The following is a 15,492-nucleotide window of genomic DNA, read 5'->3' on the forward strand; positions in this document are numbered from 1 at the left end:
CCTTTTTTTGCGTCTCAGAACCATTGGGGTTCAAGGGGTTAAATTTATGAAATTGATTCAAGTTGTGTAAATTTTTGTAAAGTTAGCAGGGTTTTTAAAGCATATAATGGTATTACTATCAGAGAAAAGATTTTTAAGGGGATGAACGAATGGGACAGCTTGAAAAGCCGGTCGGCCAGGCTGGCAAAATCAGCCCGTGGCGTTTATATTTTACTTTGCCTATTTTATCGTGGGCTTTATACGATTTTGCCAATACGATTTTTTCTTCAAACATCAATACGATATTTTTCCCATTTTATTTGCAGGAGGTTATCGGGGAAAATGAGGTTTTAAACCAAATTGCGAGCACATTTGTTTCCTATTCAAATGCGATTGCAAGCTTTTTTCTGGTCCTTTTTTCTCCATTATTTGGGGTTTTGATTGACGGGACGGGGCGAAAAAAGAAGTATATTGTTATTTTTTCACTCCTTTCGATTATCGCCACTTTTTTCATGGGGATATTTGGAGGATGGAAACTTCCCGGTGAGCTTTTTGGCGTACCGTTATCGTTCGCGCTTGTTATCATCCTATTTATTATCGCCAAATTCTTTTACCATTCCAGTCTTGTATTCTATGATACCATGATTTCCGATTTAGGCTCTAAGCAAGAAATCCCGTTAATTTCTGGATTTGGCGTCGCGGTCGGATATATTGGAACTTTAGTTGGCCTCGCTGTTTATCCATTTGTCGGTGATGACGGTTTTCATGAAGCATTTATTCCAACTGCGCTTTTGTTTTTAGCTTTTTCTTTGCCCTTATTCTTTTTTGTCAAAGACAAACCTCATGATAATATACAGAAAGAATCGTTTCTCGGCGGCTATAGAGAAATTATCAAAACTTTTAAAGAGATGACATTGTATAAACCGATATTTTTGTTTATGATCGCCTATTTCTTTTTGAATGATGCCATTTCGACAACGATTGCGATGATGGCCATCTATGCCAAAACGATTGTTGGATTTTCAACCGGCCAGTTTATTTTGCTTTATCTCGTTTCGACTATATCGAGTATTATCGGTTCGTTTATTTTCGGCTATGTGACAAAGGCAAAAGGAGCAAACAAAGCGGTAAAATACGTGGGCGTACTGCTGCTTGTTGCACTGTTGATCGCGACCTTTGCGATCTATGAATGGATGTTCTGGCTGGCAGGCAGCATGTTTGGTGTTGCCTTAGGTTCTATGTGGGTAACGACGAGGACCTATATCGTTGATTTGACTCCAGACGACAAACGGGGCCAATTTTTCGGCCTGTTCGCCTTTTCAGGCAAAGTGTCTTCGATTGTTGGTCCGTTAATCTACGGGACAATCACCCTTGTCTTTGCTGATCATGGGGATATCGCAAGCAGAATGGCGATTGGTTCGTTAATGATCTTAACTTTAATCGGCCTGTACATTCATTCAAGGATTCCTGAAGAGAACAATTAATTACTTTGAAAACCGGTTTGGAAAAACGGGTTTTTTGCAATTTCGCCGCGAAACTTCAAGAAGAGTCGCGCTGTTTTTTAATAAATCATTTAACAATGATTAGTAAATGCCGATATTTATGATATATAGTTTTGTAATATGTTTAGGAAGGGCGAACAAAATTTGGATAATAAACAAGGAATCCTGCTGGAAAGCGGTACAAATGAGCTCGAAATTGTCGAATTTGGAATTGGAATCAATAAATTTGGCATAAACGTTATTAAAGTAAAGGAAATCATCAATCCTGCTACAGTGGTCAAGATCCCTCATGCGCATCCTCACGTGGAAGGCATCATTGAATTAAGAGGAGAAGTTTTGCCGGTGATAAATATGGCAAATGCACTGGGATTTCCACCATCTGAAACTCCTGAACAAGATAAGTTTATTGTGGCGGAATTTAATAAACAAAAGATTGTTTTCCATGTACATAGTGTGACGCAAATCCACCGCATATCGTGGAACCAAATAGAAAAGCCTTCAGACATGTACCACGGAATCGAAAGCCAAATTACCGGTGTGATCAAGTTACATGATGAAATGGTACTGCTGCTCGATTTTGAAAAAATTGTCGTTGATATTAATCCAGAGTCAGGGATTAATGTCGAGCAAGTAAAAAAATTGGGACCAAGGGCGCGTTCAGATAAAAAGCTGCTGGTGGCAGAAGATTCTCCCTTGCTAAGAAAGCTTTTACAAGATACGCTGTCCGAGGCAGGATTTCAGTCAATCGAATTTTGCGAAAACGGCAGTGAAGCTTTAACTTATCTCGAAAACCTTGCTGCAGACGGCAAGGATATTGCGGAAGAAATTCAGCTTGTCATTACAGATATCGAAATGCCGCAAATGGACGGGCATCACTTAACAAAAAGAATTAAAACTGATTCCGCTTTTGAAAAGCTGCCAGTGATCATTTTTTCATCGCTTATTACCGACGACCTTCGCCACAAAGGGGAAATGGTCGGGGCCGAGGCTCAAGTCAGCAAACCAGAAATTGCAGAACTTGTCAACTTAATTGACAAACATATTTTATAATAGAATGAATTCGAATGAATTTCATAAAGCAGTTCTTTGAGTGAATTTCATAAAAAGCATTCTTTAACTGAAAAACGAACGGTTATTTATAATTAAGACAGTATCATTCGTTTCTTACGGCATACTCCTGTTAATTTAGACACCTTCATTCGTTTTTCGGTATAGCTTGTTACATTGTGAAATTTACTCCTTTAATTGAAAAACAAAAATTAAGATAGTATTATTCGTCTGTTACAGTATTCTCCTGTATCTCTAGACAAATTCTTTCGTTTTTCGGTTTAGCTCATTACATTGTGAAATTGACTCAATAAACAAAAAAAGCCGGGAAAACCGGCTTTTTTGTTTTGCTTACATTCCAAATGCAAATGGAAAACGAGGAGGTGCGTCCTTCAACATAGACAGCTTGTCCCAAAACAGACGATAAGGAAGGGTCGTTCACAAATAGCTTTCACCAAGCTTTTTAAAGACCGGTTTTTTGTATTGCCGCTTATTGTCCGGATCCCGCTTGTCTTCGATTATTCCAGTATATGATTGAAGCAGCTTTTTTGCCTGGCCGAGTGGAATCTGTGCCTTTGGATTCCGAATCGCTTCGTTTAGACTGCCAAGATGCGGCAACTCCTTAAAATCGTCTTTAGTTGGAGGTATGTGAAACGAATAGTGTCCGCACACGACCAGCACATCAGACTGTTGCTGGCTATTCCTTGGGTTCCTGGAAAAATGCAAGCCAACTTTTTTGGCCTTTCCTTCTCCAATCATTTTATTTATAGCTTCTTTTTTAAGCCTGTATAAATATTTAGGATTTGGAGCTGTCTTTGCATGTCGATTTACGGTGAAGATGGCTTGCGAGAGGTTTTCAGCCGTTGCTTTTAATGGGGGAAATGGTTTTAGGTCCCGATTCAATGTTTTCGCTCCTTTCCAAAATAGTTTAATCCACTTTATTATACCTCTTTTTTAAAAAAGAGGGAAATAAAGGGCGGCCAACAATTGTTTTCTCTAACATCCTTATTATTTATACCCTCAAAACGTTTTCATTAAGCCCTTACACCGTCCCATAGTTATAATCCAAAATCATATAAAAAAACTCGCCAAACGGCAAGTTTCCGACTAAGTTCATTCACGGGCTGATTAATACCCGCGTCCCATTAGGGACAAGCCGTGACAATTCCAGCACATCTTGATTAAACATCCGTATACAGCCTTTCGAGACAGCTTTGCCAATTGAGGAAGGATTATTCGTTCCATGGATGCCATAGCCTGCTTTTGATAATGACAGCCACATTGCACCATATGGGCCGCCGGGATTTGGTTCACGATTGACAATTACATATTGGCCTACGGGAGTTATCGTCAGCATTTTCCCAACCGCAATTGGATACGATTTTATAGGCTGGCCATTTTTTAATAAGGTCAGCCGTCGACTGTTCAGGGAGACTGAAATGGTGTAGGGGATTGAATCAGGATCTGGAAGGCCAGGTATTAAAATGAACTGTCCTGCTGTAAGCAGATTAGGATTTATAAGTTGTGGATTGGCAGCCACTAATTGGGACAATGACCTCCGATAATTTTTGGCAATGATAGAAAGTGTTTCTCCAGGGGCAACTTGATGATAAATGTGAATCATTCCTTTCTATAATGAACTGGCCAGGATCCGGGATTGTAAAAGCCCGCTGAACTGCCTTCTAATTATTTGTATTTAAAGAATGTTTCAATTGCGCATGTCCGGCCTAAGCGGAATTCATAATTAACTGATCCATAGATGCCTTCAGATTTTTTTAAAAATTATCGTGTTAAGTAGCAATTTTTGTCGATTAAAAACACTCTTTAATAGTAATATAGAGATATAGTCTATTTTACCCGTTTTGTTCATACTATCGTACAGGCCAAGAGGATGATTGGATGGAAGAATATTTAAAAGGAATTTTAACAGCAGAAATAGACAATGAGGATACAAACAAGAAGATAGAAAAAATGATTTTTGATATCGTTTTTCGGCATGTCAAAGATTTGGTTTTTATTATGAAGGTCGAAAAAGGGCCGCGCTTTAAGTATATCTTTGTGAACGAAATGGGATTGCTGCGCGCCGGGCTTAATAAGCAGTGCATCGGGAAATCTTTGCAGGAAGTCCTCACGCATGAGCGCGCAGTGTCTTTACAAAAAGAGTATGAACGGATTTTACACAATAATAAACTGTCAATTTTTTCTGACGAAATTTTTCTCGATGATGGAACCAGTATTTTTGGTGAATCGGTGTTATCCCCGGTAAAGGACGAAACTGGCTTGACCCGCTATGTCGTGTCCGTCACAAGAGATATCACTGATACATTAGTTGAGAAAAATAGATTGATTATAAGTGAACAGCGTTACCGTTCGATTGTTGACCATAATTTGGATGCGATTTTTTCGATTGACTTGATGGGACATATTTTGGAGGTTAATCCGGCTGCCCGCAGGCTTACAGGCTATACGGAAAAACAATTGAAAAAGTGTTCGATCTTTGAACTCGTTTCCGACAGTGATTTGCCTGTTTTTAAATCATTGCTTGATAATTCGGAGGATGGTTATGCCCTCGAATCGCTGGACTGCCGTTTTTTACATAAAAATAACTCCCATTTAACTGTACATATTAAAACTGTTCCAATCATTATTGATGCTGAAATAAAAGGGATCTATGTCATTACAAGGGATGTTTCAGAACAAGCGAAAAACGCGGAAACCATTAAATTTATGGCTTTTCATGATCAGCTTACGGGTGTCCTGAACAGAAGGGCGCTGCTTGATGATCTCGATGAATCGATCGCAACTACGAAGCGCAAAAAACAAGCTTTTGCGCTGATTTCCATTGATCTGGACCGTTTTAAATATTTGAATGACACGCTCGGACACCTTTTTGGCGATGAAATATTGAAAAAGGTTGCCGACCGTTTAGCAGAACTGGAGAAAAAAGGCTGTCGCGTATACCGTCCGGGCGGGGACGAATTCGTTATTTTGCTTCATCATGCAGACCGGAAAAAAACGGCCCGTTTTGCTCAGAAAATCCTGACAATGTTTATGGAATCATTTTATTTGCAGTCAGGAGAATATTACATCACGCCAAGCATTGGCATCAGTATGTACCCGAATGACGGCAAAGATGCCGAGACATTGCTTAAAAATGCGGATGAAGCATTGTTCCGAGTCAAGGAAAGGGGGAAAGCCCATTTCCAGTTTTATCGGTCCGATATGAATTCTTCGCTCGGAAATGTCCTAACTCTGGAAACCCATTTGCGGAAAGCGCTTGAACGGGACGAGCTGGAGCTGTATTATCAGCCGCAAGTGAACCTCGCGAGCGGTGAGATTAACAGTTTTGAAGCACTGATTCGCTGGAACAGTCCTGAGCTCGGTTTTATTACACCTGATGAATTTATTCCGCTTGCAGAGGATACAGGTTTAATCGTACCGATTGGGAATTGGGTGATTTCAACTGCATGCAAGCAAATAAAAGCGTGGACTGATAAACGGAATCAACAAATCCGCATTGCCGTCAATATTTCTCCTAAGCAGTTCCTGCAGCCGAGCCTTGTAAATGTTATTCAAACTGCGATCGATGAAGCGGGTATTTTGCCTTCCAGTTTAGAAATAGAAATTACGGAAGGGGCGATGGAGGATACAGAAGAAACGATTCCGATACTAAATCGCCTTAAAGAGCTTGGAATTAAGATTTCAGTGGACGACTTTGGCACCGGGTATTCTTCATTAAATTACTTAAAACAATTTCCGATTGACGTCCTTAAAATTGATCAGTCGTTTGTTAGAGATATTCTGGTTAATGAAAAAAATGCCGCGATTACAACGACAATTATCCATTTAGGCAGAAGCCTGGGAATGGAAGTCATCGCTGAAGGTGTTGAGAATAAAGAGCAAGCAGACTTTTTGGCAAAGGCAAACTGTCATAAGGCACAGGGCTATCTGTTCTCTAAACCATTATTTTATCTCACTGTGGAGGAGCAGTTTATTTAAAAACGAAAAAGCAGCTGGATATTAACTGTTTTCATTCGTTTAAATCTCCTGAAGATAACATGAATATCGTCAGTTCGGGTTTGGATAAAAATCGAAACGGCAATCTTGTCGTGCCAAGCCCCCTGTTAACATAAAGGGTCAAAGGGGCAGCCCCGCCGACTTCATAAAAACCCTCGTGGTATCTTTCAGCAAATGGGGGGGTAATCAGGGCACCAACAAACGGTATTTGTACTTGTCCGCCATGGCTGTGGCCGCTAAGCTGCAACCCGATGCCAAAAGTAGCTGCCTCATCTGCAAGATCAGGTGCGTGCGACAGCAGGATTTGATAAGCATCGTCAGGAACATTTTGTACGGAAGCACTTAAATTGGGCTTGCCCAGCATGGCATCATCGACCCCGATAACATAAATACTTGAATGGTCGAGAAGTTCAATACGACGGGATTCATTTAATAAAACTGAAAAACCTGAATTGCTCATAATATCTTTATAGATATCTGATCCGTAACCGCCGTGGTCGTGGTTTCCATATACTGCAAATTTGCCAAAAGGGGCGTTAAGCTGGCTGAGAATCAAGACGATTTTATCCGTATCTTCGTATTTATTGGGCGCATCCATTAAGTCGCCGGTAAATAGAATTAAATCGGGCTCAAGTTTATTGATCTTATCAATGAGCCGTTTTAACTGCTTCAGGTCATATTGAAAGCCAAGGTGCGTATCGCTAAACTGAACGATTTTAAATCCCTCAAAACCTTTCGGAATTACTGGATTCTTAATCGGGTAAGTTGTGATATCAAGGAGCTTGGGTTCGATTTCTCTTGCATAAAAAATCGCTCCAAAACTTGCTGCTATGCAGGTAAACACCGCTACAAAAGCTCTTTTTATAAATTTTCTTCGCGTAACCGTTTTAGCCATCATTTCTACCAACCTATCTAAAAAAATCAACCAAGTATGCCATCTGAAAAAGAGCAATAAAACACCGTTCTGGAATGTTCACGATCATGCTCTGTGGCAATGAAGGCGCTTCTTAATACTAACAAACTATTGATTGAAATTGAAGGGTAAAGGCAGCTGTTATTAAAGGTAAGTATTCACAATGGTCTAAACTTAAAAAAGCTGAAGGCTCGGTAAAGTTGTTATGCGACTTTACTTTTTGCGCATTACCTTCAGCTTTTTTGTATACACTTTAAGTGCTAGGAATTTGGATTCGAAAACTCACAGCTCGCTTTTCTAACGCTTCCCATGATGAAATAAACTGTTCTTTATTGACTTGAACTTGTTTTTTACCCGATAAAGGGTCATTTATATAAACAGAGCGCTCATCGTAGCCTACTATCACCACTGCATGCAAATCAAGCGGTGTTTCAATCTGTTCGTTACCATGCTGCCATGATTCCCAGCGGTCTGGCACGCGGTAATCCCCAGTTGTCCAGACAACCACAGGGTATCCGTCGGACACATGCCTTAATACTTCGTTAAAATCCTTCCCGGTTAAGTTAACGCCACTTCGGGGGAGATAGCGGTTAATTAAGTCAATCATTGGTTCATCAAAAACCGCATATCCAGCTTGTGTGCCTGTCATATCACCAACAAAGCCCCGCGCAGGATTTCCCCATTTTAAAATATCCCCGTCTCGGGATTTAATAAGCGGATCATTGTCTTTTACGATTTTTTCATACAGCTGCCATTTTGTCGTTTCGACGCCTGCATATTGAAGCATCATAGCCAGGCTTGTCACTTCGCATCCGTATTTTAGTTCAGGATTCTGTTTGATTAAAGGGACGTCAAGCAGTTTTTTTTGACTCATTTTTATCGGTTTGCGTTGGACCTGTGATTCGGGATAACCCACCGTACTGTATTCAGATGATGTTACTAGCGCCTGTGCTTTATGATTGTTATCATCATTTGCCTGATCAGGGCTGCATCCAAGCAATGGAAGCAGCGAAGCAATCAACAATACTTTCTGCATGTCTATCCCGCCTTCATACAGGATCCCCTTCAAACGGGCGGCAGGACCGTCGATTCGGACGGTAATACCGCCGCTCGAACGAACTGCACATTATCTTTTTACCGCGATAATGGCAGTATTTTTAGGATTTACAAATGAAGATGTATTATCTATGTATCATGCTTCCAACATTATTTGAGAAAATATAATCAACAGTATGGTAAAATCATTTATAAAACAGCTGGGGGGTTGAAGATGGATGCATTGGATATTTTGACGGATTTAGAAAATGTCATACCTTATTTTCAGCCAATATTCAGTGCGGATGAACAACGGGTCATCGGTTACGAAATATTGGGAAGATACCGAACAGCTTCCGGAGCTGCCAGTCTCGGCCCTTTTTTTCTTGACCGCCAAATACCGGATGAATACCGGCTTGAGGTTGATAACACGGTTTTGGAAAAAGCATTGCGTAAAGCAGCTTGTCTGGACAGTGATGTCTTATTATTTGTTAATCGGGATGCAGAATTGCTTATGCTTGATGGCGGTGAGGAATTTCTTCAGCTCCTTCTTCGGTTTCAAGAAAAAGGAATCGCCGTAAACAGAATCGTTCTTGAAATTTCTGAAAGAAACTACGAGGGAAATCCTGAACACTTAGACCATTTGTTAAACTACTACAGGACGTACGGAATGAAAATTGCTATAGACAAGATGGGAAATGACAGCAGCCATCTGGATCGGATTGGCCAATTGTCACCAGATATTTTAAAGGTGGACCTTCAAGCTCTGCGATCAACTGCAATCGGCCCGTCCTATCAAGATATTTTGTATTCGTTGTCAATGCTCGCCCGTAAAATTGGTGCCACGCTGTTATTTGAAAATATTGAGATGGTTTATCAGCTTCAATTCGCCTGGAGAAACGGGGGGCGCTATTATCAGGGCTTCTATTTACATAACCCACATGAAGACTTTGTTGACCGCAATTTTCTAAAGGAAAGATTGAAAAAGGAATTCCACGAGTTCATTGTCTCTGAAAAAAAGAAATTGGAACGACTTTTTTTTGCATCGGAAAAGCTACAGTCAATGGTACAAGAGATTCTCGCTAAACGTCGCAAATACGATGTCAATGATGAGTTGCTTTTCACGCTCGCCAATCATCTGGATCAAATAGCGTTTCGCATGTATGTGTGCGATGAAGACGGTTTTCAACAATCGGCAAATATCCTGAAAATAAACAATCAGTGGATCATCCAGAAAGAATATTTGCAAAAAAATTGGAGCTGGAGACCGTATTTCTTAGAGAATATCATGAGGATGAGAAATGAGAAAAAAGGTATCCTTTCCGATTTGTACAGTGATATTGAAACGGGCGACACGATCCGTACCTTTTCCTACCCGCTCAATACAAAAGAATTCCTGTTTATTGATTTGTCATATGAGTATCTATATGAACATGATGGCCTGCTTTAATGACCTCGAACTCCAGCCCGCTTTCGCCTGCGAAAGCGGTTTTTTGCACGATTCCCCAAGCGAGTCCAAACAGAATAGAACAAGCTGACAAGCGGAAAAATAAAGTCAGACAGAGATAAAAAAGGAGCTGACATGATGAGCTTATATATGACGATATTAATGGCAATCGGAACTGGATTGATCGTTTTTGCTGCCGCTTACACTTATTCTCTTGCAAAAGCACAAAAAAATTCGAAAGACGGCCATGACAGTCCATTGCCGCGCCAAGTACAGCAGCATGTCTATATTCGCAACCCGATTTTTCTTAGCTATCTGATATTTTTTGCATTGCTGATATTAACGATTATTTATATGGCTTTTGCCACAGAGTGGTAGGGCGAAAAGTCTGTTTTTGTGAACCTGGGTATTTATGACTGTTTTTTGATCATTCGTTATTTTTGCAATATCATTGGGGTGTATAGGGTATGGTGAATACTATGAATCAGTTTTTAAACCAGTGACCAATTAGCCGGGTAAATGATGAAGCTTCGAGCTGTGATAAGCATTACAGGATTTGATCAATTCAGCCACAATACGAGGGGGAGAACAAATTGTCCAGACACCTGTTGAAGTTCCTGCCAGCCATCATGATTTTGTTGTTGATCACCCCGCTAAGTGCCCAGGCCGTCAATGACCTAACAAGCAGGGAAGATGTGTTTCGATTTTTGGAAGAGTCTTTGCAGGCACAAGTATCACTAACTGAGAAGACCAGGACAATGGAAGAGATCGATGAAATTCTGGATCGGTATTTTACAAGTGAATATAAAAGTGTGTTTCTAAAAGAGAATATCGTCAAGGAAGGCGGCAAATATGTTACTTACGGGTCAGATTCAGCCCCTTACTATATCCCTTTTTTCGATTTCTCTGAAGTAACAGAAGTAGAGTTTTTTGAAGATGAAATTTTTGTGTATGAGTATTTCCCTGAAAAACATGAAGGGCCAGTAGGCTATGAAAGCCATTATGAAGGTTTGTTACTCGAAAAGGAAAATAACAATTGGAAAGTATCGGAATATTTATATAGTGTGGATCCCGCAGAAATGATCGGCGCCGCGAGGAAAAAAGTCCAAACTGATTCAGAAGCCCACGACAATTTCGTTTTTAAAGAGCCGTTCTTTGCCAACTTGGAACCAGCCAGCTACAGTTTTTATTTGAGCATCGCTTCGTTTTCCGCTTTCCTTCAAAACGTAGCGGCAATGAGCAATCACCATCAAGAAGAACCGTCACAAACGTTTTTGACGAGCGGGGAGAGACAATGAAATCGCCCTTGAATAAGCGGAAAGAAGCTTTGTCATCTGGACAAGGCTTCTTTTATTTCAAAATTATTGTCGCGCTGCAGGGATGTCCAATAATTCACTAAGTTTCTCTAAATCAAACCCGGCTATAACTGTATCATTTATGATGACGGTAGGGGTTGAGTATGACTGGAATTTCCCGGTGAGTTCTTGATAAGCAACCGGATCGCTTTTAATATTCTTTTCTTGATAAGAAACACCGTGCTCTTTAAAAAAAAGCTTAACAATATCGCATGGAGGACATTCGGGCTGGCTGTATAAGATGATCTTTTTCAAAGTGCTGATTCTCCCGTTATTCTAGTTTGTTTCTGAAGATAATCAATTAATCCCATAGAACATACATTTAAGTCAAGTGAAAGGATTGTTTCGGCAGCATGGCCTTGTGTGATGCCTTTTTCATGCAGAATGGATGAAACCCGGGCAGCCAGCCTCTCTTTCGTATATGCTACCTGCTCCTGAAAGCTTGAACCCTGCTTGTAAGCCATTGAGGCTTCATCCACAAAGATATTTAACCAGTTTCTAACCTGGCTATACACTTCCCCGGGACAGTCAGACATTCCGTAATGTCCAAAAAAGATATAATCAACATTTAACTGTTCGTATAAGTCGATCGACTGTCTCATTTTATCCGGATCGAATTGATTGGGAGATGTAGATGGCAAATAGAGCTCAAGGCCGTTGTTCTTAAGCTGCGGGTAGGAAACCCCAGCCGTATCTCCGGTAAATATCCCGTTCACAGTTGAATGGTGAATGCTGAAATGATGGTTGGCGTGACCGGGAGTATCATAAAACGTAAGTGTGCAATTTCTTCCGATCATGAGCGTTTCTTGATCAGCTTTCCCAATATGGCGGTTTTCAGGTACTGGAATGATCGGGTTGAAAAGTTCGTCAAATTTTTCACCGTAAACTGCCCTTGCCCCGGCAATCAGCCGTTCCGGGTTGATCAGATGCCTGGCACCTTTAGGGTGAACGACCACTTCGGCATGCGGGCAGTGCTCCAGCAGCAGGCCAGCACCGCCGGCATGGTCAAGGTGAATATGGGTAACGATAATATAGCGGATTTCTTCTGGAGAAATTCCGAGTGCTTTTAAGCCGGCAAGAATATGGGGAACTGATGGGCTCGCAGAAGTTTCAATCAATGTTAATTTTTCTTCAGCTAATAAGTATGAGCCTGTTCTTTGTTCCCAACCCAAATCATGTCCGTCAATCAAAAAAATCTTCTCTGCAAGCTGGACCGGTCTACTCAAAAAATCACACCCTTTTTATGCTTTTACTTGTACAAATGCTTGTCATTATTTTATTCTGTAAATATTGGCATGTAAATGAGTTGAGTTAAAAAATTCTGAATTTTATTCTAGTTGGATAGAAACATGCCAAAAGAGAAACCTACTGTTAAAGGTTTGTTTTGTTTGAAAGGAGAGGGAGCATGTCACAGCTTCAAGGAATTATTTCCAGATTGAAAACCCTTCAGGAACAATCGCCTGCAGGAGAGCCGGCTCAAAGGTTTTTTGAGGTGAACGGAGAAAGAAAATGCCAGGTTACGTATCACGCAAAGACTGAAACGTTTGAATTGGAAGTATACAATGACAAGGAAAAGCCGAAGCGATATCAATTTGATAACATCGATATGATTGCGATTGAGATTTTCGACTTAATTCAATAACATTTAAGGAGGGGCTTTAGATGAGAATGATATTCTTGTCGGAAGCCCCGTTGTTTTGACAGAATGGCTGTTTTTTTGATGAAATCAGAAATATAATAAACAGCCAGCATCGTAGTATGTAAAGGCACCTGACTGTAAACTATGATAAAATAAAAATGGTGAAAACAATTATTGAGGAGTTTTCGGCGATGATAAGTCTTCAAAATGGGGAATTTTTAGAAATGAGCATTAAACAATTGATGATTCCCTCCGAGCGGGTTGCTCACGTGCAGGTAGGGAATAATTTAGAACACGCTTTACTCGTTTTAACAAAGAGCGGCTATACAGCCATACCCGTGTTGGACCCCCACTATAAACTGCATGGGCTAATCAGTACCCCGGTTATAATGGATGCAATTCTCGGTCTGGAACGGATTGAATTCGAACAGCTCGAGCAAAAACGGGTCGAGGAAATTATGAATAAAAAGATTCCGCGCTTAAAAATTGACGCTGATGTAAAAGCCTCTTTGGAACTGCTTGTTGACCATCCTTTTCTATGTGTGGAAGATAAGGACGGAATTTTTGAAGGTATCTTGACAAGAAGGACAGTCCTTCATTTATTGAACCAAAATGTCCGTAAGCGGAATAAGGAATAGCTTTCAGGCTCCCTATACGGGGGCTCACTTTTTTTAAGTAACTTTATAGAAGCTTTCGAGGTGGTATAATGGGACAAGCTGCAAATAATCAGGTAAAGAAGCTGATCGCCCGCCGGACGAATCGGCCGTTTGTGCTTGCTGCCGTCATGCTGGCGATGTTCATGGGTGCGATAGAAGCGACAATCGTTTCAACCGCCATGCCGGCGATTGTCGGTGATTTGGGCGGATTTTCTTTATACAGCTGGGTCTTTTCCGCTTATTTATTAATGAATGCAGTTACGGTCCTGATTTACGGAAAGCTTTCCGATTTATTTGGCCGTAAACCAATTATGACTTTCGGAATCATCGTTTTTTTAATCGGATCGATACTTTGTGGGGTTGCCCAATCTATGGAAATGCTAATCCTGTTCAGATTTGTACAGGGATTTGGCGCCGGAGCCGTACTGCCGATCGCGACAACGATCGTTGGCGATATATACACAACCGAAGAACGGGCGAAAATCCAAGGCTATTTATCGAGTGTGTGGGGGATATCTGCCGTGATGGGTCCGGCAATTGGCGGATTGCTCGTAGAGTTTGTTAGCTGGCGGTCTGTATTCTGGATCAATATCCCGCTCGGAATTTTGGCGATTGCCGGCTTGTGGCTGTTTTTGCATGAAAATGTTGAGAAGAAAAAACATCAAATTGATTATAGCGGAGCGCTGCTGCTGACAACAGCTATTTCTGCCTTGATGATTATCCTTGTTGAGGGAGGAGTAAACTGGCCATGGTTTTCAGCTCAGGTAGTCGGCCTCCTTGCAGTAACTGTGATCGCATTTATTTTGTTCATCTTCCAGGAAAGAAAAGCCGCGGAACCAATGATGCCTTTTAACATTTGGCGGGAGCGCTCAATCTTGATCGCCAATATAACGTCTTTGACAACGGGAGTTATGCTGATTGGAATTTCCAGCTTCCTGCCGGCATTTGTCCAGGGAGTTATGGAACGATCGCCAATCGTGGCCGGCTTCACATTGACATCGATGTCAATCGGCTGGCCAATCGCTTCGATGGTAGCAGGACGACTCATGTTGACAATCGGTTTTCGGAGCACATCACTGATTGGTGGCATTTCGTTAATTGTTGGTAGCATTATGTTTGCTACTCTGTCTCCTGAAGCGGGACCTCTGTGGGCCGCAGCTGGCTCTTTTCTGTTGGGAATCGGTATGGGGCTAACTACAACAACGTTTATCGTCTCAATTCAGAGCACGGTAAATTGGCAGCAACGGGGAATTGCCACTGCGTCAAATATGTTTATGAGAAATTTGGGGAATACAATCGGAGCCGCACTGCTCGGAGGCATTTTAAACAGCCGGATAAAGAATTACTTCCAAACGCATGGCAGTGGCCAGCCAGACGAGCTATCCGTCGATTCTACAAATATTCTTTTAAACGAAGCGGAACGGGGCCAGCTTTCCGAGAGCTTAAAAGACCTTCTCCAGGAAGGATTGACTTACTCGCTCCATTACGTATATTACGTTGTGTTACTTTTTGCGATTATCAGCTTTCTATTACTCTTGTTTCTTCCAAAAAGAGAGAAAAACTCCGCTTCTTAAGGAGGCCACTGAAAATCTGCGGATTTTATGGTCTTCTTGATAGCTTCTAAAGAAAAGCCGACTCTTACTCCAGATTTCTGGAAGAAAGAGTCGGCTTTTTCTTGTTTTTCAGTCTGGTTTTCCTCTATTTTTAACTCATTAGCTTCAAGATTCTCTTTAAATTGACGGTGAATATGGCTATGGCACCTTGCAACTCCATGCCAATTAAACCCGAGGATGTGGCCACATCGTACCCGTGTCTGTGCTTCAACTCACTATTTTTTGCCTCTATCTTGTAGCGCTCTTTTGATTTCTCCTTGAAGTACTCGCTTTCCTGAAATTTCGCCTG

Annotated in this window: 16 protein-coding genes; 9 read left to right on the top strand and 7 right to left on the bottom strand. The window is 41.2% G+C overall.

The genetic code is table 11. The annotated features are described in order from the left end of the window. Positions 1–149: 149 nt before the first annotated feature. The gene (locus tag CVD23_RS20740) at positions 150–1,463 is read left to right on the top strand and encodes an MFS transporter (RefSeq protein WP_101667052.1); all 1,314 of its coding nucleotides are present in this window, start codon (positions 150–152) and stop codon (positions 1,461–1,463) included. Between the two features lie 162 nt (positions 1,464–1,625). After that, on the top strand, positions 1,626–2,531 hold the full coding sequence (locus CVD23_RS20745; protein WP_101578213.1) for a chemotaxis protein: 906 nt from the start codon (positions 1,626–1,628) through the stop codon (positions 2,529–2,531). Between the two features lie 435 nt (positions 2,532–2,966). Here CVD23_RS20745 and CVD23_RS20750 read toward each other — a convergent pair whose 3' ends face one another. After that, positions 2,967–3,431, bottom strand: a complete 465-nt coding sequence (locus CVD23_RS20750; protein ID WP_101578212.1) for a YkyB family protein — start codon at positions 3,429–3,431, stop codon at positions 2,967–2,969. A gap of 214 nt (positions 3,432–3,645) precedes the next feature. Continuing rightward, a complete protein-coding gene (locus CVD23_RS20755; protein WP_180955747.1) occupies positions 3,646–4,152 on the bottom strand; it encodes a L,D-transpeptidase family protein in 507 nt (168 codons plus the stop codon). A gap of 275 nt (positions 4,153–4,427) precedes the next feature. Between CVD23_RS20755 and CVD23_RS20760 the strand changes: the two genes are divergently transcribed. Beyond that, positions 4,428–6,527, top strand: a complete 2,100-nt coding sequence (locus CVD23_RS20760; RefSeq protein ID WP_180955748.1) for an EAL domain-containing protein — start codon at positions 4,428–4,430, stop codon at positions 6,525–6,527. A gap of 31 nt (positions 6,528–6,558) precedes the next feature. Here CVD23_RS20760 and CVD23_RS20765 read toward each other — a convergent pair whose 3' ends face one another. Together CVD23_RS20765 and CVD23_RS20770 are read right to left on the bottom strand one after the other, a co-directional pair. Continuing rightward, positions 6,559–7,440 carry a metallophosphoesterase gene (locus CVD23_RS20765; RefSeq protein WP_101667059.1) on the bottom strand — a complete coding sequence of 294 codons (882 nt, stop codon included), beginning with the start codon at positions 7,438–7,440 and terminating at the stop codon, positions 6,559–6,561. A 271-nt stretch (positions 7,441–7,711) separates the two neighbouring features. Beyond that, a complete protein-coding gene (locus CVD23_RS20770; protein WP_101667053.1) occupies positions 7,712–8,494 on the bottom strand; it encodes a C39 family peptidase in 783 nt (260 codons plus the stop codon). Between the two features lie 234 nt (positions 8,495–8,728). Between CVD23_RS20770 and CVD23_RS20775 the strand changes: the two genes are divergently transcribed. The 3 genes from CVD23_RS20775 to CVD23_RS20785 all read left to right on the top strand — a co-directional run bounded on the left by CVD23_RS20775 (position 8,729) and on the right by CVD23_RS20785 (position 11,238). Continuing rightward, complete coding sequence (locus tag CVD23_RS20775) at positions 8,729–9,943, top strand: EAL domain-containing protein (protein WP_101667054.1); 1,215 nt, start codon at positions 8,729–8,731, stop codon at positions 9,941–9,943. 135 nt (positions 9,944–10,078) lie between these two features. Beyond that, a complete protein-coding gene (locus tag CVD23_RS20780) occupies positions 10,079–10,318 on the top strand; it encodes a hypothetical protein (RefSeq protein ID WP_101578207.1) in 240 nt (79 codons plus the stop codon). Positions 10,319–10,533: 215 nt separating this feature from the next. Continuing rightward, complete coding sequence (locus CVD23_RS20785) at positions 10,534–11,238, top strand: DUF3993 domain-containing protein (RefSeq protein WP_101578206.1); 705 nt, start codon at positions 10,534–10,536, stop codon at positions 11,236–11,238. 63 nt (positions 11,239–11,301) lie between these two features. Here CVD23_RS20785 and CVD23_RS20790 read toward each other — a convergent pair whose 3' ends face one another. Both CVD23_RS20790 and CVD23_RS20795 read right to left on the bottom strand, forming a co-directional pair. Then, positions 11,302–11,550 carry a glutaredoxin domain-containing protein gene (locus tag CVD23_RS20790; RefSeq protein ID WP_101578205.1) on the bottom strand — a complete coding sequence of 83 codons (249 nt, stop codon included), beginning with the start codon at positions 11,548–11,550 and terminating at the stop codon, positions 11,302–11,304. Then, a complete protein-coding gene (locus tag CVD23_RS20795) occupies positions 11,547–12,521 on the bottom strand; it encodes an MBL fold metallo-hydrolase (protein ID WP_101667055.1) in 975 nt (324 codons plus the stop codon). The genes CVD23_RS20790 and CVD23_RS20795 overlap by 4 nt, the downstream gene beginning before the upstream one ends. A gap of 179 nt (positions 12,522–12,700) precedes the next feature. Between CVD23_RS20795 and CVD23_RS20800 the strand changes: the two genes are divergently transcribed. The 3 genes from CVD23_RS20800 (at position 12,701) to CVD23_RS20810 (ending at position 15,164) form a co-directional block, all read left to right on the top strand. After that, positions 12,701–12,937: a YkuJ family protein gene (locus CVD23_RS20800; RefSeq protein WP_101578203.1), complete on the top strand. Its 237-nt coding sequence runs from the start codon at positions 12,701–12,703 to the stop codon at positions 12,935–12,937. 188 nt (positions 12,938–13,125) lie between these two features. Continuing rightward, positions 13,126–13,572 carry a cyclic-di-AMP-binding protein CbpB gene (gene cbpB / locus CVD23_RS20805; protein ID WP_101578202.1) on the top strand — a complete coding sequence of 149 codons (447 nt, stop codon included), beginning with the start codon at positions 13,126–13,128 and terminating at the stop codon, positions 13,570–13,572. 68 nt (positions 13,573–13,640) lie between these two features. Next, on the top strand, positions 13,641–15,164 hold the full coding sequence (locus CVD23_RS20810; RefSeq protein WP_101667056.1) for an MDR family MFS transporter: 1,524 nt from the start codon (positions 13,641–13,643) through the stop codon (positions 15,162–15,164). A gap of 130 nt (positions 15,165–15,294) precedes the next feature. Here CVD23_RS20810 and CVD23_RS20815 read toward each other — a convergent pair. Further along, positions 15,295–15,492, bottom strand: a 198-nt coding sequence (locus CVD23_RS20815) for a transposase (protein ID WP_180955749.1), incomplete at its 5' end; no start/stop codon positions are given.

The organism is Bacillus sp. V33-4 (assembly GCF_002860225.1).
GTDB lineage: Bacteria > Bacillota > Bacilli > Bacillales > Cytobacillaceae > Bacillus_BJ > Bacillus_BJ canaveralius.

Coding starts and splice junctions, on each gene's coding strand:
- CVD23_RS20740 (WP_101667052.1), top strand. CDS start 150: ATGGGACAGCTTGAAAAGCCGGTCGGCCAGGCTGGCAAAATCAGCCCG.
- CVD23_RS20755 (WP_180955747.1), bottom strand. CDS start 4,152: ATGATTCACATTTATCATCAAGTTGCCCCTGGAGAAACACTTTCTATC.
- CVD23_RS20760 (WP_180955748.1), top strand. CDS start 4,428: ATGGAAGAATATTTAAAAGGAATTTTAACAGCAGAAATAGACAATGAG.
- CVD23_RS20765 (WP_101667059.1), bottom strand. CDS start 7,440: ATGGCTAAAACGGTTACGCGAAGAAAATTTATAAAAAGAGCTTTTGTA.
- CVD23_RS20770 (WP_101667053.1), bottom strand. CDS start 8,494: ATGCAGAAAGTATTGTTGATTGCTTCGCTGCTTCCATTGCTTGGATGC.
- CVD23_RS20775 (WP_101667054.1), top strand. CDS start 8,729: ATGGATGCATTGGATATTTTGACGGATTTAGAAAATGTCATACCTTAT.
- CVD23_RS20780 (WP_101578207.1), top strand. CDS start 10,079: ATGAGCTTATATATGACGATATTAATGGCAATCGGAACTGGATTGATC.
- CVD23_RS20800 (WP_101578203.1), top strand. CDS start 12,701: ATGTCACAGCTTCAAGGAATTATTTCCAGATTGAAAACCCTTCAGGAA.
- cbpB (WP_101578202.1), top strand. CDS start 13,126: ATGATAAGTCTTCAAAATGGGGAATTTTTAGAAATGAGCATTAAACAA.
- CVD23_RS20810 (WP_101667056.1), top strand. CDS start 13,641: ATGGGACAAGCTGCAAATAATCAGGTAAAGAAGCTGATCGCCCGCCGG.